The 25,561-nt window shown below is 69.3% G+C and carries 20 protein-coding genes; 13 read left to right on the top strand and 7 right to left on the bottom strand.

The window, feature by feature from the left end; genetic code table 11:
- Window positions 1-180: 180 nt before the first annotated feature.
- Entirely contained in the window at window positions 181-870 is a 690-nt protein-coding gene (locus M8R19_RS03070) for a response regulator transcription factor (RefSeq protein WP_249916973.1), read from the top strand.
- The gene (locus M8R19_RS03065) at window positions 867-2,126 is read left to right on the top strand and encodes a sensor histidine kinase (RefSeq protein ID WP_249916972.1); all 1,260 of its coding nucleotides are present in this window, start codon (window positions 867-869) and stop codon (window positions 2,124-2,126) included. The genes M8R19_RS03070 and M8R19_RS03065 overlap by 4 nt, the downstream gene beginning before the upstream one ends.
- 3 nt (window positions 2,127-2,129) lie before the next feature.
- Here the strand turns inward: M8R19_RS03065 and M8R19_RS03060 are convergent, their stop codons facing one another.
- From M8R19_RS03060 to M8R19_RS03050, 3 genes are read right to left on the bottom strand one after another with little or no spacing between them, the layout of a single operon-like run.
- On the bottom strand, window positions 2,130-3,509 hold the full coding sequence (locus M8R19_RS03060) for an efflux transporter outer membrane subunit (RefSeq protein WP_249916971.1): 1,380 nt from the start codon (window positions 3,507-3,509) through the stop codon (window positions 2,130-2,132).
- Window positions 3,509-6,628, bottom strand: a complete 3,120-nt coding sequence (locus M8R19_RS03055; RefSeq protein ID WP_249916970.1) for an efflux RND transporter permease subunit — start codon at window positions 6,626-6,628, stop codon at window positions 3,509-3,511. The genes M8R19_RS03060 and M8R19_RS03055 overlap by 1 nt, the downstream gene beginning before the upstream one ends.
- Window positions 6,629-6,637: 9 nt before the next feature.
- Window positions 6,638-7,813 (bottom strand): efflux RND transporter periplasmic adaptor subunit, encoded by a 1,176-nt coding sequence (locus tag M8R19_RS03050; protein ID WP_249916969.1) that lies wholly within the window; start codon window positions 7,811-7,813, stop codon window positions 6,638-6,640.
- Window positions 7,814-7,964: 151 nt separating this feature from the next.
- Between M8R19_RS03050 and M8R19_RS03045 the strand changes: the two genes are divergently transcribed.
- Window positions 7,965-9,359 carry an ATP-binding protein gene (locus tag M8R19_RS03045; RefSeq protein WP_249916968.1) on the top strand — a complete coding sequence of 465 codons (1,395 nt, stop codon included), beginning with the start codon at window positions 7,965-7,967 and terminating at the stop codon, window positions 9,357-9,359.
- On the top strand, window positions 9,356-10,024 hold the full coding sequence (locus tag M8R19_RS03040; RefSeq protein WP_074981716.1) for a response regulator: 669 nt from the start codon (window positions 9,356-9,358) through the stop codon (window positions 10,022-10,024). The genes M8R19_RS03045 and M8R19_RS03040 overlap by 4 nt, the downstream gene beginning before the upstream one ends.
- A 639-nt stretch (window positions 10,025-10,663) precedes the next feature.
- Here M8R19_RS03040 and M8R19_RS03035 read toward each other — a convergent pair.
- Entirely contained in the window at window positions 10,664-11,920 is a 1,257-nt protein-coding gene (locus tag M8R19_RS03035) for an OprD family porin (RefSeq protein WP_249916967.1), read from the bottom strand.
- Window positions 11,921-12,302: 382 nt separating this feature from the next.
- Here M8R19_RS03035 and M8R19_RS03030 point away from each other — a divergent pair, with 382 nt between their 5' ends.
- The 7 genes from M8R19_RS03030 (at window position 12,303) to M8R19_RS03000 (ending at window position 18,878) form a co-directional block, all read left to right on the top strand.
- Window positions 12,303-13,079, top strand: a complete 777-nt coding sequence (locus M8R19_RS03030) for an IclR family transcriptional regulator (RefSeq protein WP_249916966.1) — start codon at window positions 12,303-12,305, stop codon at window positions 13,077-13,079.
- 197 nt (window positions 13,080-13,276) lie between these two features.
- A complete protein-coding gene (locus M8R19_RS03025) occupies window positions 13,277-14,329 on the top strand; it encodes a Gfo/Idh/MocA family protein (protein WP_249916965.1) in 1,053 nt (350 codons plus the stop codon).
- Between the two features lie 343 nt (window positions 14,330-14,672).
- Window positions 14,673-15,488 carry a sugar phosphate isomerase/epimerase family protein gene (locus M8R19_RS03020; protein ID WP_043271890.1) on the top strand — a complete coding sequence of 272 codons (816 nt, stop codon included), beginning with the start codon at window positions 14,673-14,675 and terminating at the stop codon, window positions 15,486-15,488.
- 82 nt (window positions 15,489-15,570) lie between these two features.
- On the top strand, window positions 15,571-16,449 hold the full coding sequence (locus tag M8R19_RS03015; RefSeq protein WP_058490047.1) for a DMT family transporter: 879 nt from the start codon (window positions 15,571-15,573) through the stop codon (window positions 16,447-16,449).
- A gap of 441 nt (window positions 16,450-16,890) precedes the next feature.
- On the top strand, window positions 16,891-17,229 hold the full coding sequence (locus M8R19_RS03010) for a type II toxin-antitoxin system RelE/ParE family toxin (RefSeq protein WP_249916964.1): 339 nt from the start codon (window positions 16,891-16,893) through the stop codon (window positions 17,227-17,229).
- A gap of 5 nt (window positions 17,230-17,234) precedes the next feature.
- Window positions 17,235-17,558, top strand: coding sequence for a helix-turn-helix domain-containing transcriptional regulator (locus M8R19_RS03005; protein ID WP_009622874.1), 324 nt, complete (start codon window positions 17,235-17,237; stop codon window positions 17,556-17,558).
- Between the two features lie 117 nt (window positions 17,559-17,675).
- Window positions 17,676-18,878 carry an ISL3 family transposase gene (locus M8R19_RS03000; RefSeq protein ID WP_249916914.1) on the top strand — a complete coding sequence of 401 codons (1,203 nt, stop codon included), beginning with the start codon at window positions 17,676-17,678 and terminating at the stop codon, window positions 18,876-18,878.
- Between the two features lie 53 nt (window positions 18,879-18,931).
- On the opposite strand, the gene M8R19_RS02995 is transcribed toward M8R19_RS03000, so the two are convergent.
- Window positions 18,932-20,308 carry an MFS transporter gene (locus tag M8R19_RS02995; RefSeq protein WP_249916963.1) on the bottom strand — a complete coding sequence of 459 codons (1,377 nt, stop codon included), beginning with the start codon at window positions 20,306-20,308 and terminating at the stop codon, window positions 18,932-18,934.
- 528 nt (window positions 20,309-20,836) lie between these two features.
- On the opposite strand from M8R19_RS02995, the gene quiC reads away from it, so the two are divergent.
- Window positions 20,837-22,747, top strand: a complete 1,911-nt coding sequence (gene quiC / locus M8R19_RS02990; RefSeq protein WP_074981731.1) for a 3-dehydroshikimate dehydratase QuiC — start codon at window positions 20,837-20,839, stop codon at window positions 22,745-22,747.
- A 93-nt stretch (window positions 22,748-22,840) separates the two neighbouring features.
- Window positions 22,841-23,506, top strand: coding sequence for a TetR/AcrR family transcriptional regulator (locus M8R19_RS02985; protein WP_043271885.1), 666 nt, complete (start codon window positions 22,841-22,843; stop codon window positions 23,504-23,506).
- On the opposite strand, the gene M8R19_RS02980 is transcribed toward M8R19_RS02985, so the two are convergent.
- The gene (locus tag M8R19_RS02980; protein WP_249920129.1) at window positions 23,448-25,175 is read right to left on the bottom strand and encodes an FAD-dependent oxidoreductase; all 1,728 of its coding nucleotides are present in this window, start codon (window positions 25,173-25,175) and stop codon (window positions 23,448-23,450) included. The two genes, M8R19_RS02985 and M8R19_RS02980, sit on opposite strands and share 59 nt — an antisense overlap.
- A 64-nt stretch (window positions 25,176-25,239) precedes the next feature.
- Window positions 25,240-25,560 carry an NIPSNAP family protein gene (locus M8R19_RS02975; RefSeq protein WP_009622855.1) on the bottom strand — a complete coding sequence of 107 codons (321 nt, stop codon included), beginning with the start codon at window positions 25,558-25,560 and terminating at the stop codon, window positions 25,240-25,242.
- Between the last annotated feature and the right edge of the window lies 1 nt (window position 25,561).

Genomic DNA, 25,561 nt, shown 5'->3' with positions numbered 1-25,561 from the left:
CGGCGATCGTCCGGGCGCTGCCGCCCGGCCCGGGCTGGCGGCCGATGAGGATAAGAGCGGGCTGTGTTCGGCGCGGTTAACCCAGGGTAAAGATGTGTAAAGTTTGCCCATGCGGCGGTGACAGGGCGCCCCCGCGGAAGGGATCATTGCGCCCTCCAGGCCTTGAACCGCGTGCCCTGCATGATTCCCGTACTGCTGGTCGACGACGACCGCGAACTCACCGAGATGCTCAGCCAGTACCTGGCCCGCGAGGGTTTCCAGGCCACCGCGGTGGGCACTGGCGAGGAGGCCGAGGCCGAGGCCCTGGGCGGCGCCTACGCCCTGGTGGTGCTGGACGTGATGCTGCCGGGCCTGTCCGGCATCGAGGTGCTGCGGCGCATTCGCGTGCGCAGCCAGGTGCCGGTCCTGCTGCTGACCGCGCGGGGCGACAACATCGACCGCATTGCCGGCCTGGAACTGGGCGCCGACGACTACGTGCCCAAGCCCAGTTCGCCCGGCGAGCTGGTCGCGCGGCTACGCGCCATCCTGCGCCGGGTGCAGCCCCAGGTGCCGCTCGGCAGCGCGCCGGAGGCCGTCGGCAGCGGCGCCCTGGCGCTCTGGCCCGGCAAGCGCCAGGCGTTGTGGCACGGCCAGCCGCTGGAGCTGACCGGCACCGAGTTCAGCCTGCTGGAGGTGCTGGTGCGCCGGGCCGGGCAACTGGTCAGCAAGCAGGACCTGTCGCTGGACGCCCTGGGCCGCCCGCTGACCCGCTACGACCGGCGCATCGACGTGCACGTCAGCAGCATCCGCCAGAAGCTCGGCCCGCGCGCCGACGGCAGCAGCTGGATCCAGAGCGTGCGTGGCATGGGCTACCTGCTGATCGTCGAATGAAGCGCGGGCGGCTGTTCTGGAAGCTGTTCCTGGCCTTCTGGCTGGCCAACAGCCTGACCTTCCTGGTGGGCGCCGGCGCCTTCATGTTCGACGAGCTGCGCGGCGACACCCCGGCGCTGCGCTCGCTGCTGGCCACCGAGGTGCGCCTGCTGCAGCGCTTCGGCGAAGCGGCGGGGCGCCAGCTGCTGGAGGTGTCGCCGCAGCAGCCGGACGTCCAGGTCGGCCTCTATGACGCCCAGGGCGCTCTATTGGCCGGGCGCGCCGTGGCCCAGGTGCGCTTCGAGCAGGCGGTCACCAGCCAGGACGGCCATCGCCTGCTGCTGCGCGCCTCGGCCGCCACCACCCTCGACCAGGCGCCGCCGCCGCGCAGCCTGGGCCCATTGTTCACCGGCATGCTGATGAGCGCGCTCTTCGCCCTGCTGCTCAGCCAGTACCTGGCGCGGCCGCTGGCCTGGTTGCGCCAGGCCATGGGCCAGGTCGCCCAGGGCCGCTTCGAGGTGCGCGTCAAGCCGCGCCTGGGGCGGCGCCGCGACGAGATCGTCGACCTGGCCGAGGACTGCGACCGCATGGCCGGGCAGCTCAAGGCGCTGGTGGAGGCGCAGCAGCACCTGCTGCACGACATCTCCCACGAGCTGCGTTCACCGCTGACGCGGATGAGCGCCGCCATCGGCCTGCTGCGGCAGATGCCGGAGCAGCCCGGCATGCTGGAGCGCATCGAGCGCGAGTCGCGGCGCATGGACGAGCTGATCGAGCAACTGCTCACCCTGGCGCGGGCGCAGTCGCGCCAGGACAGCGGCGAATACCGCCTGCTGGACGTCGTCGAGCTGCTGGCGCAGATCGTCGAGGACGCCCGCTTCGAGGCAGCGGGCAAGGGCTGCCAGGTGCGCCTTGTAGCCGAGCAGCCGTTCCTCGGCCGCGCCCACGAGGAGCTGCTCTACCGGGCCTTCGAGAACGTCATCCGCAACGCCGTGCGCTACACCGCGGCGGGCACCGAGGTGCGCGTGGGTGCGAGCCTGGTGGAGGGCGGCGAACGCCTGGTGGTGTGCATCAGCGACCACGGCCCGGGTGTCGACGAGAGCCGCCTGGGGCGCATCTTCGAACCCTTCGAGCGCGGCCCCGACGCCGGCCCCGACGGCTTCGGCCTGGGCCTGGCCATCGCCAGCCGCGCGGTGCAGCTGCACCACGGGCGGATCAGCGCCGAGCCCGCCGAGGGCGGCGGGCTGTTGGTGCGCATCGAGTTGCCGCGCCTGTTCTAAGCGTTAGCCTTGCCAACCGCCGCCTAGCACTTTGTACAGGGTGACACGGTTGACCTGCTCGGCCAGCTCCAGGCTGATCAGCGTCTGCTGCGCGGAGTACAGCGAGCGCTGCGCGTCCAGCACTTCCAGGAAGCTGTCCGAACCCTGCTTGTACAGCGCCAGCGACAGGTCGTAGCTCTTGTCGGTGGCCGCCGTCAGTTCGCGCTGGGCGTCCAGGCGCTCGTTGATGTGGCTGCGCACGGAAAGGGCGTCGGCCACTTCGCTGAAGGCGGTCTGCAGGGCCTTCTCGTAGTTGGCCACGTCGATGTCGCGGGTGATCTTCGCGGCGTCCAGGCCGGCCTGGTTGCTGCCGGCGTCGAAGATCGGCAGGTTGATCGAGGGGGCGAAGCTCCAGGCGCGGCTGCCGGACTTGAACAGCCCGGACAGCTCGCCGCTGGCGCTGCCGCCGCTGGCGGTCAGGCTCACGCTGGGGAAGAAGGCCGCGCGCGCCGCGCCTATGTCGGCGTTGGCCGCCTTGAGCGTGTGCTCGGCGGCGAGCACGTCGGGGCGACGTTGCAGCAGGCTCGACGGCAGCCCCGCCGGCACCGTCACCAGCAGCGCGGCGTCCAGGCCGGTGTCGCCCGGCAGCAGGCTGGCGTCCAGGCGTTCGCCCACCAGCAGTTCCAGGGCGTTGCGGTCCTGCTCGACCTGGCTGGCGTAGCTGGCCGCCTCGGCGCGCGCCGATTCCACCGTGCTGCGCGCCTGCGCCAGGCTCAGCCCGGACTCGCCGCCCAGGCCGTGGCTTCGCTGCACCAGCTCGTAGGTCTTCTGCTGGCTGGCGTGGGTGTCGCGGGCCAGCTTGAGCAACTGCTGGTCGGCGGCCAGAGTCATCCAGGTGCTGGCCACCTCGGCCACCAGGCTGATCTGCGTGCTGCGGCGGGTCTGCTCCAGGGCCAGGTAGTCCTCCAGGGCGGCGTCCTTGAGGTTGCGCAGGCGGCCGAACAGGTCCAGCTCGTAGCTGCTCACGCCCAGGCCGACGCTGTACTGGCTGCTGACCGCCGTGGTGCCGTCGGAGAGGGCGCGCTGGCGGGTGCCCTCGGCGCTGGCCGAGACCGCCGGGAACAGCTCGGCGCGCTGGATGCGGTACTGCGCGCGCTGGTACTCGACGTTCAGCGCCGCCACCCGCAGGTCGCGGTTGTTGGCCAGGGCGCGGGCCACGGTGTCGCGCAGGCGGGCGTCGACGAAGAACTCGCGCCAGTCGACGTCGGCCTGGCTGGCGCCGGCCGGCGCGGCGCCGGGCCATTGCGCCGCCACCGGCGCGGCGGGGCGCTGGTAGTCCGGCGCCAGGTTGACGCAGCCGCCCAGCAGCAGGGCCAGCAGCAGAGGGAGAGGGGAGGTGCGCATCAGGCGTCTCCTTCGACGGTGGCCGGGGCACGGCGCGCAACCAGGCGCTGCACCAGCACGTAGAACAGGGGAATGAAGAACAGGCCCAGCAGGGTCGCCGCGAGCATGCCGCCGAGCACGCCGGTGCCGATCGCCTGGCGCCCGCCGGCGCCGGCGCCCTGGCTCAGCGCCAGGGGCAGCACGCCGAGCATGAAGGCCAGCGAGGTCATCAGCACCGGGCGCAGGCGGATGCGCACCGCTTCCAGGGTCGCGGCGAGCAGGTCCTGGCCGCGGTCGTAGCCTTCCTTGGCGAACTCGACGATGAGGATGGCGTTCTTCGCCGCCAGCCCCACGGTGGTCAGCAGCCCGACCTGGAAGTAGACGTCGTTGGACAGCCCGCGCAGGCCGGTCAGGGCCAGGGCGCCGAGGATGCCCAGGGGCACCACCAGCATCACCGCGAAGGGCACCGACCAGCTCTCGTAGAGCGCCGCCAGGCAAAGGAACACGAAGAGGATGGAAATGGCGTAGAGCAGCGGCGCCTGGTTGCCGGCCAGGCGCTCCTGGTAGGACTGCCCGGTCCAGGCGTAGCCGATGCCCTCGGGCAGCTGCGCCATGATCGCCTGCACCGCGGCCATGGCATCGCCGGAGCTGACGCCGGCGGCCGGCTCGCCGACGATCTCGTAGGCGCCGAAGCCGTTGTAGCGCTCCAGCAGCGGCGAGGCGGTGCTCCAGCCGGTGCTGACGAAGGTGGCCAGCGGCACCATGGCATCCTGGTCGTTGCGCACGTACCAGTCGCCGATGTCCTCGGCCTGCATGCGCTTGTCGGCGTCGCCCTGTAGGTAGACCTTCTTCACCCGCCCGGCGTCGAGGAAGTCGTTCACGTAGCTGCCGCCCAGGGCCACGCTCAGGGTGTCGTTGATGTCGCTGGCGGCCACGCCCAGCGCGCCGGCCTTGCGGTCGTCGATGTGCAGGTCCAGCTGCGGGGTGTCTTCCAGGCCCTGGGCGCGCACGTTGGCCAGGCGCGGGTCCTGGCGGGCCAGTTCGATGAAGCGGTTGCGCGCCGTCAGCAGCTCGGCGTGGCCGAGGCCGGCGAGGTCCTGCAGCTCGACGTCGAAGCCGGAGCTTTCGCCCAGGCCCTGGATGGCCGGCGGGGCGATGACGAAGACGTCGGCATCGATGATCCCGGCCAGCGCCCGGTTGGCCCGCCGCGCCACCGCCGCCGCGCTGTGCGCCTCGCCCTGGCGCTGGCTCCAGTCCTTGAGCTTGATGAAGCCGCGGCCGCTGTTCTGCGCGTTGCCGCCGTTGCCCAGGCCGCGCACGGTGAGCACCGAGTCCACCTCCGGCTGCTGCAGCAGGTAGTCCGTCACCTGGCGGGTGACCGCCTGCAGGCGCTCGTCGGTGCCGCCCACCGGCAGGGTCATCTGCATCATCAGCATGCCCTGGTCCTCCTCGGGGAGGAACGCGGTGGGCAGCTTGTGGAACATCAGCCCGACGCCGGCCAGCACCAGCGCGTAGACCGCCAGCGCGCGCACGGGCCGCGCCAGCAGGTTGCCGACGCCGCGCTGGTAGCGCCGCGAGCCGGCCTCGAAGTTGCGGTTGAACCAGCCGAAGAAGCCGTGCCGCGGCTGGCCGTGGCCGGGCTTGAGCAGGGTGGCGCACAGCGCGGGGGTGAGGGTCATGGCCACCAGCACCGACAGCGTCATGGCGGCGACCATGGTCACCGAGAACTGCCGGTAGATCACCCCGGTGGAGCCGCCGAAGAAGGCCATGGGCACGAACACCGCCGAGAGCACCACGGCGATGCCCACCAGCGCGCCGCTGATCTCGCCCATCGACTCGCGCGTGGCTTCCCGTGGCGACAGGCCGCGCTCGGCGATGATCCGCTCGACGTTCTCCACCACCACGATGGCGTCGTCCACCAGCAGGCCGATGGCCAGGACCATGGCGAACATGGTCAGGGTGTTGATCGAGTAGCCCATCAGCGCCAGCACGCCGAAGGTGCCCAGCAGCACCACCGGCACGGCGATCGCCGGGATCAGCGTGGCGCGCAGGTTCTGCAGGAACAGGTACATGATCAGCACCACCAGGGCGATGGCCTCGAACAGCGTCTTGACCACCTCCTCGATGGAAATCTTCACGAAGGGCGCGGTGTTGTAGGCCACCTCGGCGCGCAGCTGCAGCCGGCTGGGGAAGAACTGCTGCAGCTCGGCCACCTTGGCCTGCACCGCCTCGGCCACGTCCAGGGCGTTGGCGCCGGTGGCCAGGCTGATGGCCAGGCCGCCGGAGGGGCGCCCGCCGTGCTCGGCGACCACGTCGTAGCTCTCGCTGCCCAGCTCCACCCGCGCCACGTCGCCGAGGCTCACCACGGCGCCGTTGCTGGCGTACTTGAGCACCACCTCACGGAACTGCGCCGCGGTCTTGAGCTTGCTGCGCGCATTGATGCTGGCGTTGAGCTGCTGCCCCGGGCGCGCCGGCAGGGCGCCGAGCTGGCCGGCGGAGGTGTCGACGTTCTGCACCTGCAGGGCGCTGCTGATGTCCGAGGGCATCAACGAGTATTGCTTGAGCTTGTCCGGGTCCAGCCAGATGCGCATGGCGTAGCTGGAACCCAGGGTGGTCACCTCGCCGACGCCGCTGACGCGGCTGACCTGGTCGTACAGGGTGCTGGCGATGAAGTCGCTGATGTCGGTGGCGCCGACCTCGGGGTTGTCCGAGACCAGCGAGAGGATGATCAGGAAGTCGCTGGAGGAATTGCGGATCTCGATGCCCTGCTGTTGCACCTCGTCGGGCAGCCGCGCCTTGGCCTGCTCCAGCTTGGTCTGCACCTGCATCTGCGCGGTGTTGATGTCGGTGCCGGCGTCGAAGGTCAGGGTGATGCTGGCGCTGCCCGCCGAACTGCTGCTGGAGGACATGTAGGTGAGGCCGTCCAGGCCGGTCATCTGCTGCTCGATGACCTGGGTCACCGAGTCTTCCATGGTCTTGGCCGAGGCGCCGGTGTAGGTGGCGCTGAGGCGGATCTGCGGCGGCGCGATGCTGGGGTACTGGGCCAGCGGCAGCTGGAAGATGGCCAGGGTGCCGCCGAGCATCACCAGGATGGCGAGCACCCAGGCGAAGATGGGCCGGTCGATGAAGAAGCGTGCCATGGCGGGTCCTCAGTCGCGCGCGTCGTTCTGCGCGGTCAGCTGCGCGTCCAGGGTCTTGACCTGCTGGCCGACGCGGACCTTCTGCGCGCCCTGGACGATCAGCTGGTCGCCGTCCGCCAGGCCCTTGTCGACCCACCAGCGGTTGCCCACCGCGCGGGCCAGGCTCAGCTGGCGCTGCTCGACCTTGCCGTCGACCACCACCAGGGCGCTGGCCTGGCCGCGCTCGTCGCGGGCCACGCCCTGCTGCGGCACCAGGATGGCGTCCGGCTGCACGCCCTCCTGCAGCGTCGCCTTCAGGTACATGCCCGGCAGCAGCAGGCCCTCGGGGTTGGGCACCAGGGCGCGCAGGGTCACGCTGCCGGTGCTCTCGTCGACGCTCACGCCGTTGAAGGTCAGGGTGCCGTCGTGGGCGTAGGCGCTGCCGTCCTCCAGCTGCAGGCTGATGCGCGTGGCGTCCTGCGCCTCGGCGGGGGCGAGCTTGCCCTCGGCCAGCTCGCGCTTGAGGCGCAGCAGGGTAGTGCTGGGCTGGGTGAAGTCGACGTAGATCGGGTCCAGCTGCTGCACGGTGGTCAGGGCGGTGGTCTGCTCGGCGGTGACCAGCGCGCCGGCGGTGACCGAGGAGGTGGCCGTGCGCCCGGAGATCGGCGCGTCGATCCGCGTGTAGCCCAGGTTGATGCGCGCCGTCTTCAACGCGGCCTGGGCCGACTGCAGGCTGGCGCGGGCCTCCAGCAGCGCGGCCTGGGCGCTCTCGTTGTCCTCCGCGCTGATGGCGTCGATCTTCACCAGCTGGGCGTCGCGCCGGGCCTTGAGCTCGGCCGCCTTCAGGGTGGCGCGGGCGGACGTGACGCTGGCCTCGGCCTGGGCCAGGGCGGCCTCGTAGGGCTGCGCGTCGATCTGGTACAGCGCCTGGCCGGCCTTCACCACCTGGCCTTCCTCGAACAGCCGCCGCTGGATGATGCCGCCGACCTGCGGGCGGATCTCCGCCACCAGGTGCGCGCTGGCGCGGCCGGGGAGGGTGAGGCTGAGCGCCTGGGGCGCGCTGCGCACCTGGTAGATGCCGACCTCCTGCAGGTCGGCTTGCGGCGCGGCCGCCTCGTCGTCGAGGCAGCCGCCCAGGGCGAGCAGGCCGGCGCCCAGCAACAGGGCGCGGGCCAGCGAAGAAAGCGGGGGGGCGAGGGGGGACATCCGGGACTCCGATCCAGGTTGGATTCAGCGTCAAGGGTGCTCGGCGAATGTGCAGGCAATGTGCAGAAATCTGGGAGATTGCCCGCCGCGCCTTGAAGGGCCGCGGGGGCCGCGCTTCAATGGCGGCATCCCGACAGAGCCCGGCGGTGCCATGAAAATCAGCCTCTCCAGCAAATTCTTCCTGGCCATGCTGGCGGTCTGCGCCTTCGCCGTGCTGGGCATGGTCTTCGCCGCCTACCTGAGCCTCAGGTACGGCTTCCTCGGCTACCTCAACCAGCAGGCCGAGGAGCGCATGGAACTCATCGTCCCGCGCGCCGAGCGGGCCTTCGCCACCCACGGCAGCTGGGACTTCATCCGCCGCGACCACGAACAGTGGTTCGACATGCTGCGCCCCGACGCGGCGACCCAGGACCGCGACTTCGACCCCAGCCTGCTGACCGTCTCCGACCTCACCGGCGCCTTCGTCCGCTTCGCCCTGCTGGACGAGGCGCAGCGCCTGATCATCGGCTACAAGGCGCCGCCGCGGGAGATGGTCCTGCGGCCGATCCGCCACCAGGGCCAGGTGGTCGGCTGGATGGCCCTGGCGCCGCTGCAGTCGGTGACCAGCGTCGGCGACCGGCGCTTCCAGCTCAACCAGCTGCGCTCCAGCCTGCTCATCGGCCTGGCCTGCCTGCTGGCCACGGCGGTGATCGCCTGGTGGCTCACCCGCAGCCTGCTGCGGCCGATCCGCCAGGTGGCCGGGGCCACCCATCGCCTGGCCGCCGGCGACTACGCCATCCAGCTGCCGGTGCGCTCGGCCGACGAGGCCGGCCAGTTGGCCGCCGACTTCAACCGCATGGCCGCCACCCTGGCCAGCAACGAACGCCTGCGCCGCGACTTCATGGCCGACATCTCCCACGAGCTGCGCACCCCGCTGGCGGTGATGCGCGCCGAGCTGGAAGCCATGGAAGACGGCATCCGCCCCCTGGACGGCACCGCCCTGCGCTCGCTGCAGGCCGAGGTGGGGGCCCTGGCCAAGCTGGTGGACGACCTCTTCGACCTATCCCTGGCCGAGGTCGGCGGGCCCACCTACCGCCGCGAGCGCATCGACCTGCGGGTGCTGCTGCCGGTGGTGGCCGACGCCTTCCGCGCCGGCTTCGCCGAACGCGGCCTGGCCCTGGACGTGGAGCTGCCGGACGAGCCGCTGTGGGTGCTGGGCGACGAGTCGCGCCTGGGCCAGCTGCTGCACAACCTGCTGGAGAACAGCCGGCGCTACACCGACCCCGGCGGCCGCACCGTGCTGCGCGCGCTGCGCGAGGGCGAACGGGTGCTGGTACAGTGCGAGGATTCCGCGCCGGGCGTGGATGCGGCGGCGCTGGAACGCCTGTTCGAGCGCTTCTACCGCGCCGAGCGCTCGCGCAACCGCGCCAGCGGCGGCACCGGCCTGGGCCTGGCGATCTGCCGCGGCATCGCCGAGGTGCACGGCGGGCGCCTGAGCGCCCGGGCATCGAGCATGGGAGGGTTGCTGATGACGCTGGAACTGCCGCAGGCCGGAGACGCGCCATGAGCCAGGGCGACATCCTGCTGGTGGAAGACGAGCCCAAGCTGGCCGCGCTGGTGGGCGACTACCTGCGCGTCGCCGGCTACCAGGTGGAACACCTCGCCGACGGCAACGCGGTGATCCCGGCGCTGCGCGGCAAGGCCTACGACCTGCTGCTGCTCGACCTGATGCTGCCCGGCCGCGACGGCCTGGACATCTGCCGCGAGCTGCGCGGCTTCAGCCGCATGCCGCTGATCATGATGACCGCGCGGGTCGAGGAGATCGACCGCCTGCTGGGCCTGGAACTGGGCGCCGACGACTACATCTGCAAACCCTTCTCCCCCCGCGAGCTGGTGGCGCGGGTCAAGGCCGTGCTGCGCCGCAGCGGCGCCCAGGCGCCGAGCCTGGGCCTGGAGCTGGACCCGCGGGCCTTCCAGGCGCGCTACCTGGGCGTGGCGCTGGACCTCACCCCGGTGGAATTCCGCATGCTCGCCGCCCTGGCCGCCCGCCCCGGCCAGGTGCTGTCCCGCGACCAGTTGATGAACCACATCTACCAGGACCACCGCGTGGTCGCCGACCGCACCGTCGACAGCCACGTGAAGAACCTGCGGCGCAAACTGGCGGCGGTGGCCCCGGGGCACGACCCGATCCGCTCGGTGTACGGCGTGGGCTACAGCCTGGAGGCCGGGTAGGGCGGCGTTTCTCCCGCGCCTCGGGCACACAACCATGCCCCTGCAGGAGCGCGCCCTGCGCGCGAATCGCGGACGGAGTCCGCTCCTACGCGGTTTTCTGGGTTATTCCCCTTCGGGCCAGCGCTTGCGCTGGCCCGAAGGGGAATAACCCAATAGACCGCTGCATCACCCATGGCGCACCAATGTAGGAGCGCGCCCTGCGCGCGAATCGCGGGCAGGGCCCGCTCCTACGGAGAGCCCCACGGCGTGGCCGGCAAGGCAGCCCCGTAGGATGGGTTGAGCGAAGCGATACCCATCGCCGCCATCGCATGGGTTTCGCCAAGGCTCAACCCATCCTACGAAAAGCACCCTGACGCAGTTGGCAAGACAGTTGCTCCTACTTGAACGTGGGTTCGAAAGTGGGTCCAGCGTAGGAGCGGATTCCGTCCGCGATAACCGCGGTTTCCGGCGCACAACCATGCCCCTGTAGGAGCGCGCCCTGCGCGCGAATCGCGGGCAGGGCCCGCTCCTACAGGTGGGCTCGGAGGTGGGCGCATTGTAGGAGCGAGCTTGCTCGCGAACAGACTCCGCTGCGGGGTTCATTCGCGAGCAAGAACCAGGCGTCCCCCTCGATCCTACGAAAAGCGCCCGGTTCGGGCGTTACAACAGATCCAGCGGATAACTCACGATCAACCGGTTCTCGTCGAAGCTGTTGGTCCGCCCCCAATCGCGGCGCATCGTCGAGTTGCGCCACTTCAGGTTCAGCGTCTTCAGCGGCCCGGACTGCACGGTGTAGGCCAGCTCGCTCTCGCGGCCCCATTCGCTGCCGTCGTCGGTGCTGGCGTTGTGCACGTTGCTGCCGTGGATGTAGCGGTTCATCAGCGTCAGGCCGGGCACGCCGAGGCCGGCGAAGTCGTAGTCGTAGCGCAGCTGCCAGGAGCGCTCCTTGGCGTTCTCGTAGCTGGAGTTGTAGCTGTCGTTGGCCAGGGTGCCGCCGCTGGCGCCGTTGACGCGGAACCACTCGTCGTCGCCCATGACCTTCTGCAGGCCCAGGTAGAAGGTGCCGGCGCCGTACTTGGCGGAAAACATCCCCGAGGCGGTGCGGTTGTCCAGGTCGCCGGCGCGGGCGCTGCCGTCTTCCTTGCCCCAGAAGTAGCCGAGGTTGGCACCCAGCACCCAGTCGCCCACCGGCTGGAAGTGCTGCACCTGCAGGTATTGCTGCTGGTAGATGTCCTTCAGCTCGGCGTTCCACAGGCCGACCAGGGTGTGCTCGCCGTTGAAGCGGTATTCGCCGCCGACGAAGTTGAAGCGGTCGGACTTGAACGCCGTGCGGTTGAACAGGCTCATGTCCTCCATGCTGGCGTCGTTGCGCGGGCTGTTTTGGCGGAACTGGCCGCCGTAGAGAGTCAGCCCGGCGAGTTCCTTCGAGGTCACCTGCGCGCCCTGGAAGGTCTGCGTCAGCGAACGGCCGTCGTCGGAACGCAGGATCGGCAGTGCCGGCGCCCATTCGCCGACTTTCAGCTCGGTCTTGGATACCCGCGCCTTGCCGGCCACCGCCAGGCGGCCGAAGTCGTCGGCCGGGCGGCCATCGTCGTGCACCGGCAGCAACTGGGTGCCGGCGGTGCCCTTGCCGCCATCGAGCTTGACGCTGTACAGGCCGAGCACGTCCAGGCCCAGGCCGACGGTGCCCTGGGTGAAGCCGGACTTGAAGTCGAGGATGAAGTTCTGCGTCCACTCCTCGGCCTTGCCCTGGGCGGTGTCGCCCAGGTAGTTGCGGTTCATGTAGAAGTTGCGCAGCGTCAGGCTCGACTTGGCGTCTTCGAGGAAGCCGTCGGCGAAGGCGGGCAGGGTGGTACCGGCCAGGGCCAGGGCGGCGGGCAGGTAGCGGGGAAAACGGCGGATGCAGGGGTAGCCCATGACGATCTCTCTGGAGTCATTGTTGTGGGAGAGGCTTGTGCGGCGCGGCGGGGCGCCGGGAAACGCGGCGCTAGGCGGCTGGGTGGCCCGGCGTTCGCGGATCGAGAGAGGGGCGTGTGCTGTGTGGCATTGCTCTGGACCTTCTTGTAATTGTTCGAGGGTATTCGCGTCCGAGGGCAGCAGGCGCTGCCGGGTGTTTCGGTACGGCTCGATAGTGGAAGGGCGGCGGGCGGCGGACAATCGGCGAAAACGCTTCTTGTGCGAATAGCGAACATTAATTAACTGGTTCGAACATTTAGAGAGGCTATCCGATCCAGCCCGGCGGTTCCCCGGCCCGGTCTATCTCATTAGAATCCGCCGATCCTCGTAGTGGACGACGCCCATGGCCGGTAGCCAGATCGAACGCGCCTTCAGCCTTCTCGAAAGCCTCACCAGCGAACCCCGCGGCCTGCCGATGCAGACCCTCGCCGAGCGCCTGGAGATACCCAAGAGCGCCACCCACCGCATGCTCGCCGAGCTGATCCGCCTGGGCTACGTGCGGCAGAACCCGGAGAACGCCCGCTACCAGCTGTCCACCAAGCTGGTGGCGCTGGGCTTCCGCTACCTGTCCTGCAGCGGCGCCGACATCGTCCAGCCGATCCTCGACCGCCTGGCCCAGGACAGCGGCGAGCTGGTGCGCCTGGGGGTGATCGACGGTAGCCGCCAGACCTGGATCGCCAAGTCCCAGGGCGCCCGCTCGGGGCTGCGCTACGACCCGGACATGGGCCGCGACGCGCCGCTGTTCTACACCGCCTCCGGGCACGCCTGGCTGGCCAGCCTGGACGACACCCAGGCCCTGGAGCTGGTGCGCCGGCAGGGCGTGGGCGACCCCGCCAACTTCGGTCCGCGCGCCCCGCGCAGCGAGGACGAACTGCTCGGCTACCTGCGCCGTGCCCGCGAGCGTGGCTACGCCTGGGTCGAAGAAACCTCGGCACTCGGCACCTCGGCCCTGGCCGCCGTAGTGCACTGCCCGGTGGACCGCCGGGCGATCGGCGTGCTGAGCATCGCCGGGCCCAGCGCGCGCCTGCCGGAAGCGCGCCTGCACGAACTGGCGCCGCTGCTGCTGGCCGCCAGCGCCGAGCTGTCCGCCGCCAGCCAGGCTTCCGACCTCTTCGCCTGATTCCCCTGCTTGCCGGCCTTCCTCCCGCGGAGGAGGGCCGCTTGCGCCTGCCCGGGTGCAATGGCGGTCGATAATCGCCCGCTGCTTGTCGCATTGCGCTTGAGTAAAAATGGAACCTAGTTCTAAATTTGCTCATGCCATTCCATGGAGCCCCGTGCAGCGAGGCTCCAGCACAACAAGCAGAAGAGGAATCCCGCGTGACCGCTCCCTTGCGCATTGCCCTGATCGGCGCCGGCATCATGGGCCGCCAGCACCACCAGCACCTGCTCCAGGTTCCCGCCCTGCAACTCTGCGCGGTGGCTGACCCGGGCCCCGGCGCGGCTGGGTTCGCCGCCGAGTGCGGGGTGCCGTACTACGCCGATCACCGGCGCATGCTGGAAGAGGCGCAGCCGCAGGCGGCGATCATCGCCAACCCCAACAACCTGCACGTGGCCACTGCTCTGGACTGCCTGGCCGCCGGCGTGCCGGTGCTGCTGGAGAAGCCGGTGGGCGTGCACCTGGACGAAGTGCGCGAGCTGGTGGAGGCGAGCCGGGGCAGCGGCGTGTCGGTGCTGGTCGGCCATCACCGCCGGCACAACCCGCTGATCGGCAAGGCGCGGGAAATCCTGGCCGCGGGCGCCCTGGGCCGTCTGGTCAACGTCACCGCGCTGTGGCAGCTACAGAAGCCCGACAGCTACTTCGAGGTGCCCTGGCGACGCGAGCCGGGCGCCGGCTTCCTGCTCACCAACCTGATCCACGACCTCGACCTGCTGCGCTACCTGTGCGGCGAGGTGGCACAGGTGCAGGCCTTCACCGGCAACGCGGTGCGCGGCCTGGTCAACGAAGACAGCGCGGCCATCCTCCTGCAGTTCGAGAGCGGCGCCCTTGGCAGCCTGACCGGCTCCGACGGCGTGGCCGCGCCCTGGAGCTGGGAGCTGGATTCTGGCGAGAGCCCCATCTACCCACGCCAGGTCGATCAGCCTTGCTACCTGCTGGCTGGCACCGAGGGCGCGCTGAGCATCCCGCAACTGCAGCGCTGGCACTACGCGCAGCCGGGCGCCGGCTGGCACCAGCCGTTGCTGCGCAGCAGCGAGCCCTTCACCTCGGGTGAGGCGCTGCGCCGGCAACTGGAGCATTTCGTGCGCGTGGTGCGCGGTGAGGAGCTGCCGTTGACCGACGCGGTGGACGGCGGCCGCACCCTGGCGCTGATCGAGGCCATCCGCGAGGCCGCCGCCAGCGGCCGGGCGTGTGCGCCGGCGCGGGTTGGGTGAGTGAGCCCGTTTCTACGTTGTTTTCTGGGTTCCCGCGTTCGCGGGAATGACGAGTGTGGGGAACCATACTTGCCGACGTCATTCCCGCGAACGCGGGAACCCAATAGACAATTGCTCCTACAGGTTGACGCCGAGCTTCCCGCCCATGCCGGACAGCCCCCTCTCCCTTCAGGGAGAGGGTTGGGGAGAGGGTGCTCTTGAACCTGACACCAGGGCCGCAAACACCGTTCGCGAGCAAGCTCGCTCCTACGAAAAGGAAAGCGCCTCGGCGCGGCCTGCAAGCCACGCGATTCGCGCCCAGGGGGCGCTCCTACAATTCACCTGTGAACCGGATACCGATCCCATGACCGACCGAATCTTCTCCCTCGCCGCCCTGACCGTCCTCGAACTGTCGCCGCCGGACATGGTCGAGGTCGCCGCCCGCGCCGGCTACAGCCACGTCGGCCTGCGCCTGGTGCCGGCCACCGCCGAGGAGCACCACTTCCCGCTGGTGGCCGATGCCGAGCTGCGCCGGCAGACCCAGGCGCGCCTGCGCGACACCGGCATCCGCGTGCTGGACCTGGAAATCCTGCGCCTGAAGCCGGAGACCCGCGTGGCCGACTTCGAGCCCATCCTCGCCGTCGGCGCCGAGTTCGGCGGCACGGAGCTGCTGGTGGCCGGCAACGACGCGGACGAGGCGCGCATGACCGAACGCTTCGCCGAGCTGTGCGAATTGGCCGAGGGCTACGGCATCCACCCGCACCTGGAGTTCATGCCCTGGACCGACGCCCCCGACCTGGCCACGGCCTGGCGCGTGGTGCGCAACGCCGGGCGCGACAACGGCTGCGTGCTGGTCGACGCCTTCCACTTCGACCGTTCCGGCTCCTCGCTGCAGGACCTGGCGCAGCTGCCGGCCTCGCGCATGCGCTATGCCCAGTTGTGCGACGTGGCCGGCCCGCGCCCGGACGACATGCAGGAAATCCTCCGCCAGGCGCGCAACGAGCGGCGCTTCCCCGGCGATGGCGACTGCGACCTGGCGGGCCTGTTGCGGACCTTGCCGGCGAGCGTGCCACTGAGCCTGGAGATCCCCACCCGGCAGCTGCTGGAGCAGGGCGTCAGCGCCCTGGAGCGGGCCAGCCTGGCGCTGGACAAGGCACGCACGGTGCTCGCCCGGCTCTGATGCCGGCAACTGCGCCATTCCCATCCACCCGTTCGCCCGGCACACTGCCGGGCGCCTTGCTTTGTAAACCACGGGAAACCCGATGACCGCCGCCTCCGCGTTGTCCGGCAGCAGCCAGCCCCTGAAGGGCATCCTTCTGGTGGTGCTGGCCACCTCGCTGTTCTCCACCCACGACGCCCTGTCCAAGTACCTCTCCGGTTTCTACCCGATCCTGCTGGTAGTCTGGGCCCGTTACGTGGTGCACACGCTGCTGATGGCCGGCATCTTCCTGCCGCAGTCGGGCCTGCGCGTGCTGCGTACCCGCCGGCCGGGGCTGCAGACCCTGCGCGCGTTGTGTCTGCTGGGCACCAGCCTGCTGTTCACCACCGGCCTGCAGTACATCCCCCTGGCCGAGGCCACGGCGGTCAACTTCCTCGCCCCGCTGATGGTCACCGCGCTGTCGGTGCCGCTGCTGCACGAGAAGGTCAGCGCCGGGCAATGGGCCGCGGTGAGCCTGGGCTTCGCCGGGGTGCTGGCGATCGTCCATCCCGGCGGTGAGTTGTTCACCCCGGCGGTGTTGCTGCCGCTGGGTTCGGCGCTGTGCTTCTGCTTCTACCAGCTGCTGACGCGCAAGCTGGCGGCGGTGGACAGCCCGACCACCAGCAACTTCTTCGCCGGCCTGCTGAACACCGCGTTGACCACGGCGATGGTGCCCTTCGTCTGGCACACCCCGAGTCTTGGCCATGCGCTGCTGATGCTCGCCCTGGGCACCTGCGGCATGTCCGCCCACCTGTTCCTCACCCAGGCCTTCCGCCACGCCGCGCCGGCGCTGCTGGCGCCCTTCGGTTACTGCCAGATCGTCTTCGCCGGGGTGATCGGCTGGCTGGTCTTCAGCCACGTGCCGAGCGCCAGTGCCCTGGTGGGGATTGCAGTGATCTGCCTGAGCGGGTTGGCGGCGGCCTGGATGCAGCGGCGGGGGTGAGGGGGCCGTGTAGGAGCGAGCTTGCTCGCGAAGGGAGTTTTCCGGTGGCGTCGGTGCTGGGTTCAAGAGCCCCTCACCCCAACCCTCTCCCAGAGGGAGAGGGGGCTGTCCTGAGCCGCCGGGAAGTCTGGAGTCATCCTGATACTCCTGGAGCGTAGGGTGCATAACCGTTCGCGGTTATCCGCCTCCGTCCGTGCCACCGATGCGTCCGGCGGGGCCGGTGAATCCAATCGCGGAGCGTCGGACCTAGGCTCTCGCGATGTAGGCAGCTTCCGCTTCTTCTCCAGGGTGATAGCCAGGTGTGCAGCAGCGCACCCCGGGCAGGCGCCCGGTAACCGTACTTTCTTCCCCTCGCACAGACGCCGGTGAGGGGGATTCCATTCCCGAAGCAGCACTCGCCTCGTCTGAGACCTATTGGTAAATGGTAACGATGAGGTTACTATGACGGCCATAGAAGTGGTCGAGTATGTCCGGGAAGACGCGTCCTGCCCCTATCAGGAGTGGTTCGACGCCCTGCATTTCCAGGCGGCGGCCAAGGTTGCCACCGCCAAGGTGCGCATGGCGGTGGGCAACACCTCCAACGTTGGCATCGGCGAATACCGCATCGACTGGGGGCCGGGCTACCGGATCTACCTGGCGAGGGACGGCGAGGCGCTCATCGTGCTGTTCGGTGGTGGCAGCAAGGCCGGCCAGGCAGCGGATATCCGCAAGGCGAAGGCGCTGCATGCCGAGTACAAGCAACGGAAGAAGGCCCGGTTCGGGCCGCAGATGAGAGGGTGATTCCAATGGCACTGACCAGGGATTTCAAACAGACCGTCGTCGCGCGGGTGCAGCGCGAACCGGCATTCGCCACCGCGCTGCTCGACGAGGCCGCTTCGCTGTTCCTCAACGGCGAGCCGGACGCCGCGCGCCTGATCCTCCGCGATCTGGTCAACGCCACCCTGGGCTTCGAGCGCCTGGCGCTGGAGACGGAACGGCCGAGCAAAAGCCTGCACCGCATGCTGTCGGCCTCGGGCAACCCGGGCATGGACAACCTGGCGGCGATCTTCGATGCCCTGCGCCGCACCCTGGGGGTGGAAATCCAGGTGCGGGCGGTGCATGTCGCCTGACGCCGCCCCAAGAAAAAAGGTTCTTCGCGGAGTCTGGGGAAAGAGCGGATTGACAGTCAGGGAAGCGGGTAGATTGGCCGTCGCCAAACGAACCAACCCCCACCCCCTGCTGTCGCCGTGCATCCTATTGATCTTGCTGCTTTCTGGCCAGGCTACGAAGTCATCGCCTGCCACCCATCTGCCGACAGCACCCTGCTGATCGAGCTCAAGCCTCACGCCAGCGCTGTCCCCAAATGCGGGCGCTGCGGTCAGGCCAGTCCATTAATCCACGAACGGCGGATTCGCCGGGTGCGTGATCGCGATCTGTTCGACCAGCGCGTCCTGCTCCAACTGCCGGTGCGCCGCGTCGACTGCCTGCGCTGTGGTCGGGTGACCGAGCGGATCGACTGGCTGGAGCCAGCGTCGCGCTTGACCCAGCGCTTGCGCATCTGGCTCGAGGCTTTGCTGCAATTACTGCCCATCAGTCACGTCAGTCGCCTCGTCGGTCTGCATTGGCACACGCTCAAGCAGCTCGACAAACGTCGTCTAGAGGCCGCAGTCGGTGCTTTCGAGCCGGGTGACGTTCGCCGTCTGGTGATGGACGAGTTCGCTCTTCACAAAGGACATCGTTACGCCACCGTGATCATGGATGCGCAGCGGACACGCGTGCTGTGGGTCGGGCATGGCAACAGCCGCGAGGCGATTCAGCCGTTCTTCGAACTGCTCGGTGAGCGCTGCCAGCAAATCGAGGCCGTGGCGATGGACATGAACACCGCCTTCGATCTGGAAGTAAAACAGCATTGCCCCCGTGCCGAAGTGGTCTACGACCTATTCCACGTGGTGGCTCGCTATGGCCGGGAGGTGATCGACCGCATCCGTGTCGATCAGGCCAACGCGCTACGCCAGGACAAAGCGGCACGCAAGGTAATCAAGCAGAGTCGTTGGTTGCTGCTGCGCAATCGCGAAAACCTCAAGGATCAGCAAGCCGTGCAGTTGCAGGAAATCCTCGAGGCCAACCAGCCACTGGCCACGGTCTACGTGCTCAAGGATACGCTCAAGGAAATCTGGTACGCCCCCAGCGTGCGGGAGGGTTGGCGCCGCTGGCGGGACTGGTTGCGCCACGCCAGGGACAGTGGCCTGGCCCCGCTGCAACGCTTCGCTCGCAATCTGCGCAAATACGTCCGAGGCATCCTGGCCAGCGCTCGCTTCCCCATGCACACCAGCCTGCTGGAAGGGGTAAACAACCGCATCAAGGTGATCAAGCGCATGGCCTATGGCTTCAGGGACTCCGCCTACTTTTTCCTGAAAATCAAGGCCGCCTTCCCCGGGAAAGCGCGATGAACCAGAAAAAAGGCCCCTGCTGGGGCCTTTTTTCATTCTCGGGCATTACCTGTTCAGTGGCTCGCCACCCGCAGGCTGTTCTGCCGCGCGCTGTCGTAGGCGGCTTTTTCCAGCGGCTTGGCGTCAGGCTTTCCCAGGTCTTCCATCGGCAGGCGGTGGGTTTCCGGGGCCAGGTAGGCGGCGAAGGCGCACAGGCAGGTGATGAGGAAGGCCAGGCTGCCGATCAGCATCGGGACGTTGTCCGAGCCGGGCGGGGCGACGGCGGCGAACAGCGCCGGCAGCATGGCGGTGAGCATGGTGCCGATGTTCTGCGCGATGGCCATGGCCGAGACGCGGTAGCGGGTCTGGAACAGCTCCGGGTAGAAGGACGGGAACACCGCGTTGTAGCCCTGGTACACCAGGCCCCACATCAGCAGTGACATGAGGAAGGCCAGCGGCACGTTCTGGATGCTGATGGCGTACAGGTAGCCGAAGGCGAGCAGGCCCGAGCCCAGGGCGCCGACGATCATCGTCGGACGGCGGCCGATGCGGTCGGAGAGATTGCCGACGAAGGGAATGGCCAGCACCGCGACTATGTTGCCCACCACCGGGATCCACAGGTACACGCTCTTGTCGAAGCCTATGCCGTAGGCCGGCTGCACCGCATAGGCCGCGCCGAAGATGGTCGCCACCACCGGGATCACGTTCATCAGCGACATGACCATCACCAGCAGCATCTGCTTCCAGCTGTTGCGGAAGGCCTCGGATATCGGCGACCTGGCCACCTGCTGCTTGGCTTCCTCGTTGACGAAGGCCGGGGTCTCGTGGACTTCGCGGCGGATGATCAGGCCGGCGATCAGCACCACGGCGCTGAGCAGGAAGGGAATCCGCCAGCCCCAGGCGTTGAAGGCGTCGTTGGGCATGAAGTAGGCCAGCGGCAGGAACACCGCGGCGGCCATCACCTGGCCGGCCTGCACGCCCTGCAGGGTGTAGCTGGCGAAGTAGCCGCGGCGGCCGAAGGGCGCGTGCTCGAGGATCATCGAGCTGGCCCCGGAGATTTCCCCGGCCACGGCGAAGCCCTGCACCAGGCGCAGCACCACCAGCAGCGCCGGGGCGAGGAAGCCGACGTCGTGGTAGGTCGGCAGCAGGCCCACGGCCATGGTCGACAGGCCCATCATGAACATGCACAGCAGCAGCACGTTCTTGCGCCCGCGGGTATCACCCCAGTGGCCGAGGAAGAAGGCGCCGATCGGGCGGGCCAGGTAGCCCACGCCGTAGGTCGCCAGCGAGGCGACGATGGCCATCTTCGGGTCGGAGGAGGGGAAGAACAGCTGCGGGAAGATCAGCGCAGCGGCCTGGGCGTAGATGAAGAAGTCGTAGTACTCGAGGGCCGAGCCGATCCAGCCACTGGCGGTGGCTTTCTTGGCTTGGGAGCTGGAGGAAGTCGCCATCGTTGTCTCCGGTTCTTGTTGTTGTCGGTGCCTGCCCGGGCGCCGCGCCCTTCAGGGGCGTGTGCGCTGATCGAACAGGGGCACTGAGGTCGTCGCTAAGGCCCTTGGCCGGGGCCCGTGTCGGAAATGCGCCGGCGGCGCGGCTCAGGGCTGGGGGCGAGCCGGCGTTCGCGCAGGGCTGCAGACGGCGGCGGTGAGGAGGCGTGCAGTCAACATGGGCAGGGACTCTTGTTGAAATTGTTATAGGGCAAGGCGTCTCGCGGGCCAGGGGAGGCATGGCCCTGGTGTGTCGCGGTGAATCCATGGTCGGCCACTGGACGAAAAACCGTCAATTCGCTGATCGGCCTTTTGTTCGCTGATCGAACACAAAACTAACTGGTTCGTACAATTTGCCTTGCCGCTGGAAAATACCCTGCGAATAATCCAATGACCAGCCGTGCGTCCTACGGCTGGCGATATTTCCGAAGGTCGCCGACAGCCGGCGGCCAGGCCATGGCTCGCAGAAGCCAGCAGCACAGGAGCCCCAGCATGCAGCGCTCGATCGCCACCGTCTCCCTGAGCGGTACCCTGCCCGAGAAACTCGAAGCCATCGCCGCCGCCGGCTTCGACGGCGTGGAGATCTTCGAAAACGACCTCCTGTACTACGACGGCAGCCCCCGCGACGTGCGCCAGATGTGCGCCGACCTGAATCTCGCGATCACCCTGTTCCAGCCCTTCCGCGACTTCGAGGGCTGCCGCCGCGAGCGCCTGGCGCGCAACCTGGAGCGCGCCGAGCGCAAGTTCGACCTGATGCAGGAGCTGGGCACCGACCTGGTGCTGGTGTGCAGCAACACCGTCGCCGATTCCCTGGGCGAGCGCGACATCCTCGTCGACGACCTGCGCGAGCTGGCCGAGCGCGCCGGCAAGCGCGGCCTGCGCATCGGCTACGAGGCCCTGGCCTGGGGCCGCCACGTCAACACCTGGCAGCAGGTCTGGGACCTGGTGAAAGCCGCCGACCACCCGGCCCTGGGCGTGCTGCTGGACAGCTTCCACACCCTGTCGATCAAGGGCGACCCCAGCGGCATCGCCGACATCCCCGGCGAGAAGATCTTCTTCGTGCAGATGGCCGACGCGCCCGTGCTGGCCATGGACGTACTGGAGTGGAGCCGGCATTTCCGCTGCTTCCCCGGCCAGGGCGAGTTCGACCTGGCGGGCTTCCTCGCGCCCATCCTGCGCAGCGGCTACAAGGGCCCGCTGTCGCTGGAAATCTTCAACGATGGCTTCCGCGCCGCGCCGACCCGCTCCAACGCCGCCGACGGCCTGCGCTCGCTGCTCTACCTGGAGGAGAAGACGCGCCGCCTGCTGGAGCAGGACGCCGCGCCCGCCGGCGACCCCGGCATCCTCTTCGCGCCGCCGCCGGCCAGCCGCTACGACGGCGTGGAATTCCTCGAGTTCGCCGTGGACGAGAACCTGGGCGCGCGCCTGGGCAACTGGCTGGAGAAGCTCGGCTTCGCCCGCGCCGGCGAACACCGCTCCAAGGCGGTGAGCCTGCTGCGCCAGGGCGACATCAACATCGTGCTCAACGCCGAGCCGTACTCCTTCGCCCACAACTTCTTCGAGGCCCACGGCCCCTCGCTGTGCGCCACCGCCCTGCGGGTGCGCGACGGCGCCCAGGCCCTGGAGCGCGCCCAGGCCTTCCGTGGCCAGCCGTTCCGCGGCCTGGTCGGCCCCAACGAGCGCGAGGTGCCCGCGGTGCGCGCCCCCGATGGCAGCCTGATCTACCTGGTGGAGCCGGGCGCGCCGGGGCAGACCATCTACGACAGCGACTTCCGCCTCGACGCCCAGGCCCGCGCCAGCGGCAACCTGCAGCGCATCGACCACATGGCCATGGCCCTGCCGGCCGACAGCCTGGACAGCTGGGTGCTGTTCTACAAGGCGCTGTTCGACTTCGAGGCCGACGACGAGGTGGTCCTGCCCGACCCCTACGGCCTGGTGAAAAGCCGCGCCATCCGCAGCCGCTGCGGCAGCCTGCGCCTGCCGCTGAACATCTCGGAGAACCGCAACACCGCCATTTCCCACGCGCTGTCCAGCTACCGCGGCTCGGGCGTGCACCACATCGCCTTCGCCTGCGAGGACATCTTTGCCGAGGTCACCCGCGCCAAGCAGGCCGGGGTGCCGCTGCTGGACATCCCGCTGAACTACTACGACGACCTGGCGGCGCGCTTCGACTTCGACGACGAGTTCCTCAGCGAACTGGCCTACTTCAACGTGCTCTACGACCGCGACGCCCAGGGCGGCGAGCTGTTCCACGTCTACACCGAGCCGTTCGAGGGGCGCTTCTTCTTCGAAATCCTCCAGCGCAGGAACGGCTATGCCGGCTACGGCGCGGCCAACGTCGCCGTGCGCCTGGCGGCCATGGCCCAGGCGCGCAGCGGCGCCGCGCGCAAGCCCAAGCTGTAGCGCCCGGGGGCGGCGCGGCAAGCCCCGCGCCGCTTCCCTTGGCGGGGTGGCGAGGCCCATAATCGGCGCTCTCCGTGAGGCTGCGAGCCAACCATGCCGAATGTCGTCGAACCCCTGGACCCCGCCGAAGTGCGTGGCAAGGGCCGCAAGAACAACCCCGAGAAAACCCGCGAGGGCATCCTCCAGGCGGCCATCGCCGAGTTCGTCCAGCAGGGCCTGTCCGGCGCCCGGGTGGACGCCATCGCCGAGCGCACGCACACCTCCAAGCGCATGATCTACTACTACTTCGGCAGCAAGGAGCAGCTCTACGTCGAAGTGCTGGAGAAGCTCTACGGCGACATCCGCCACACCGAGGACAAGCTGCACCTGGCGGAACTGGAGCCGCTGGAGGCGATCCGCCGCACCGTGGAGTTCGCCTTCGACCACCACGACCGCAACGTCGACTTCGTGCGCATCGTCTCCATCGAGAACATCCACCACGGCGAGTACGTGAAGAAGTCCACGGCGATCCGCTCGATGAGCAACAACATGCTGCTGTCGCTGGCCGAAATCCTCCGCCGCGGCGCCGAGCAGGGCCTGTTCCGCGAGGGCATCGACCCGCTGGACCTGCACCTGTTCATCAGCTCGTTCTGCTTCTACCGCGTGTCCAACCGCAACACCTTCGGCGAAATCTTCCAGATCGACCTGGCCGACGAGCAGGTCAAGCAACGCCACAAGCAGATGATCTGCGAGGCGGTGCTGCGCTACATCCAGCGCTGAGCCCGGCCAGCTCCAGGCCGGCGAGGTAGCCGAAGGTCATGCCCGGCCCCAGGGTGATGCCGCCGCTGGGGTAGTGGCCGGCCATCACGCTGGCCATGTCGTTGCCCACCGCGTACAGCCCCTCGATGGCCGCGCCGCTGCCGTCCAGCACCCGCGCGCGGGCGTCGGTGCGCAGGCCGGCGAAGGTGCCGAGGCTGCCGGGCAGCAGCTTCACCGCATAGAACGGACCTTTTTCCAGGGGCCGCAGTGACGGGTTGGGGCGCTGCCGGGCCTCGCCCTGGGCCTTGTTGTAGGCCGAGCGGCCGCGCTGGAAGTCCGGGTCCTCGCTCTGCGCCGCGTGTTCGTTGAAGCGCTTCACCGTCGCCTGCAACTGCTCGGCGTCGATGCCGCAGCGCGCCGCCAGTTTCGCCAGGCTGCGGGCCTTGACCAGGTAGCCGCGGCGTTCGTAGGGCAGGTTCGGGAAGGGCAAGGGCTTCACCCAGCCGATGCCGTAGCGCCGCCGCGCCCGGGCGTCGGCGATCAGCCAGGCCTCGTGGGGCTCGCCCGGCGGCGTGGCGGCGAACAGGGCGTTCATGAAGTCGTGGTAGCAGTCGGCTTCGTTGGCGAAGCGCCGGCCGTCGCGGCGCACACAGATGAAGCCGGGCTTGGCCCGCTCGATCAGGTGCGGGAAGTGGCCGACGCTGCCGTCGCGGCGCGGCACCAGCGATACCGGCACCCAGGCGCCGGCGTGGGCCAGGTCGTCGCGGACCTGCGCGCCTACCGACTCGCCCAGGCGCAGGCCGTCGCCGCTGTTCTGCGGCGGCGCGGCGGAATGGTGCTGCCAGCCGTCCGGGGCGTGGGGCATGAGTCGGGCGATGCGCTCGCGGTCGTGGGGGAAACCGCCGCAGGCCAGCACCACGCCGCGACGGGCGCGGAATTCCAGGGTGTCGCTACGCGCACCGGTCACCTTGCCGCCTTCGTGGAGCAGTTCGTGGATCGGCGTTTGCGTCAGCAACTGCACCTTCAGGTCCAGGGCGCTGCGCAGCAGCCGCGCCACCAGGGCGTTGCCGTTGACCAACTGCGTGCCGCGCCCGTAACACAGGCGCCCGTACCAGTGCCGGGCGATGCGCTTGAGCGCGTAGAGCGCGGCTTTCGGCGAGCGCGTGGCGTCGAGGAAGTTGGCCAGGTCGGCGCCGCCGGCGATGCCCATGCCGGCCAGGCTGACGATGTCCAGCGGCTCGCGCAGGTGGCGCAGCCAGGGGCCGAGTTCGCGGCCGTCGTAGGGCTGGGCGCACAGCGAGCGGCCGCCGGCGGCGGAGCCCTCGCCATCGCGCATGTCCGGCATGCGCGTGCCGCTGAAGAACTGCACGGCGCTGTGGCGCTGGAAGAACTCGACCATCTCCGGGCCGTGGCGGAGGAAGGCGGCCTGGCGCTCGTCCAGTTGCTCGGCATGGACCTGCGCCTTGAGGTAGCGTTCCGGCGCATCGTCCGGCTCGACGCGGCCCTCGGCGAGGGCCAGCGGGTTGCGCGGGATCCACAGCCAGCCGCCGGACCAGGCGCTGGTGCCGCCGAGCTGCGCGGCCTTTTCCGCGACGACCACGCGCAGGCCGTGGTGCGCGGCGCTGACCGCGGCGGCCAGGCCGGCGGCGCCGGAGCCGATCACCAGGACGTCGCAGTCGAGGGTTTGCAAGGTGGGCATGGGCTTTCTCTTGTCGTTATCGGGGCGCGCGGAAGGGCTCCGCGCGCCGGGGCCATCACTGCAGCGGGGAGAAGCCGGTGGGCTTCATCAGCCGCGATTCCAGCTTGAGCACGGCGCCCAGTTCCCGGTTCAGCTTGCCGAACTCGGCCCAGCGCGGGTCGGCGGCCATGCTGGCGCGGCGCTGCATGCGTTCGTCCAGGCTCTCGTAGGCCCACAGGTGCACCACCTGGCTGCATTCGCCGAACTCGGTGGTGAAGAAGCCCACCAGCCTGCCCAGGTGCTCGGTCTGCACCTCGTAGGCGTGGCTGCGGTACAGGGCCAGCCAGTCGGCGAGTTTCAGCGGGTCGATGCTGTAGGTGCGCAGTTCGTAGTACATC

The organism is Pseudomonas sp. R3.Fl (genome assembly GCF_023516765.1).
Classification (GTDB): domain Bacteria; phylum Pseudomonadota; class Gammaproteobacteria; order Pseudomonadales; family Pseudomonadaceae; genus Pseudomonas; species Pseudomonas citronellolis.
This window is presented reverse-complemented; position numbering and strand designations above follow the sequence as displayed.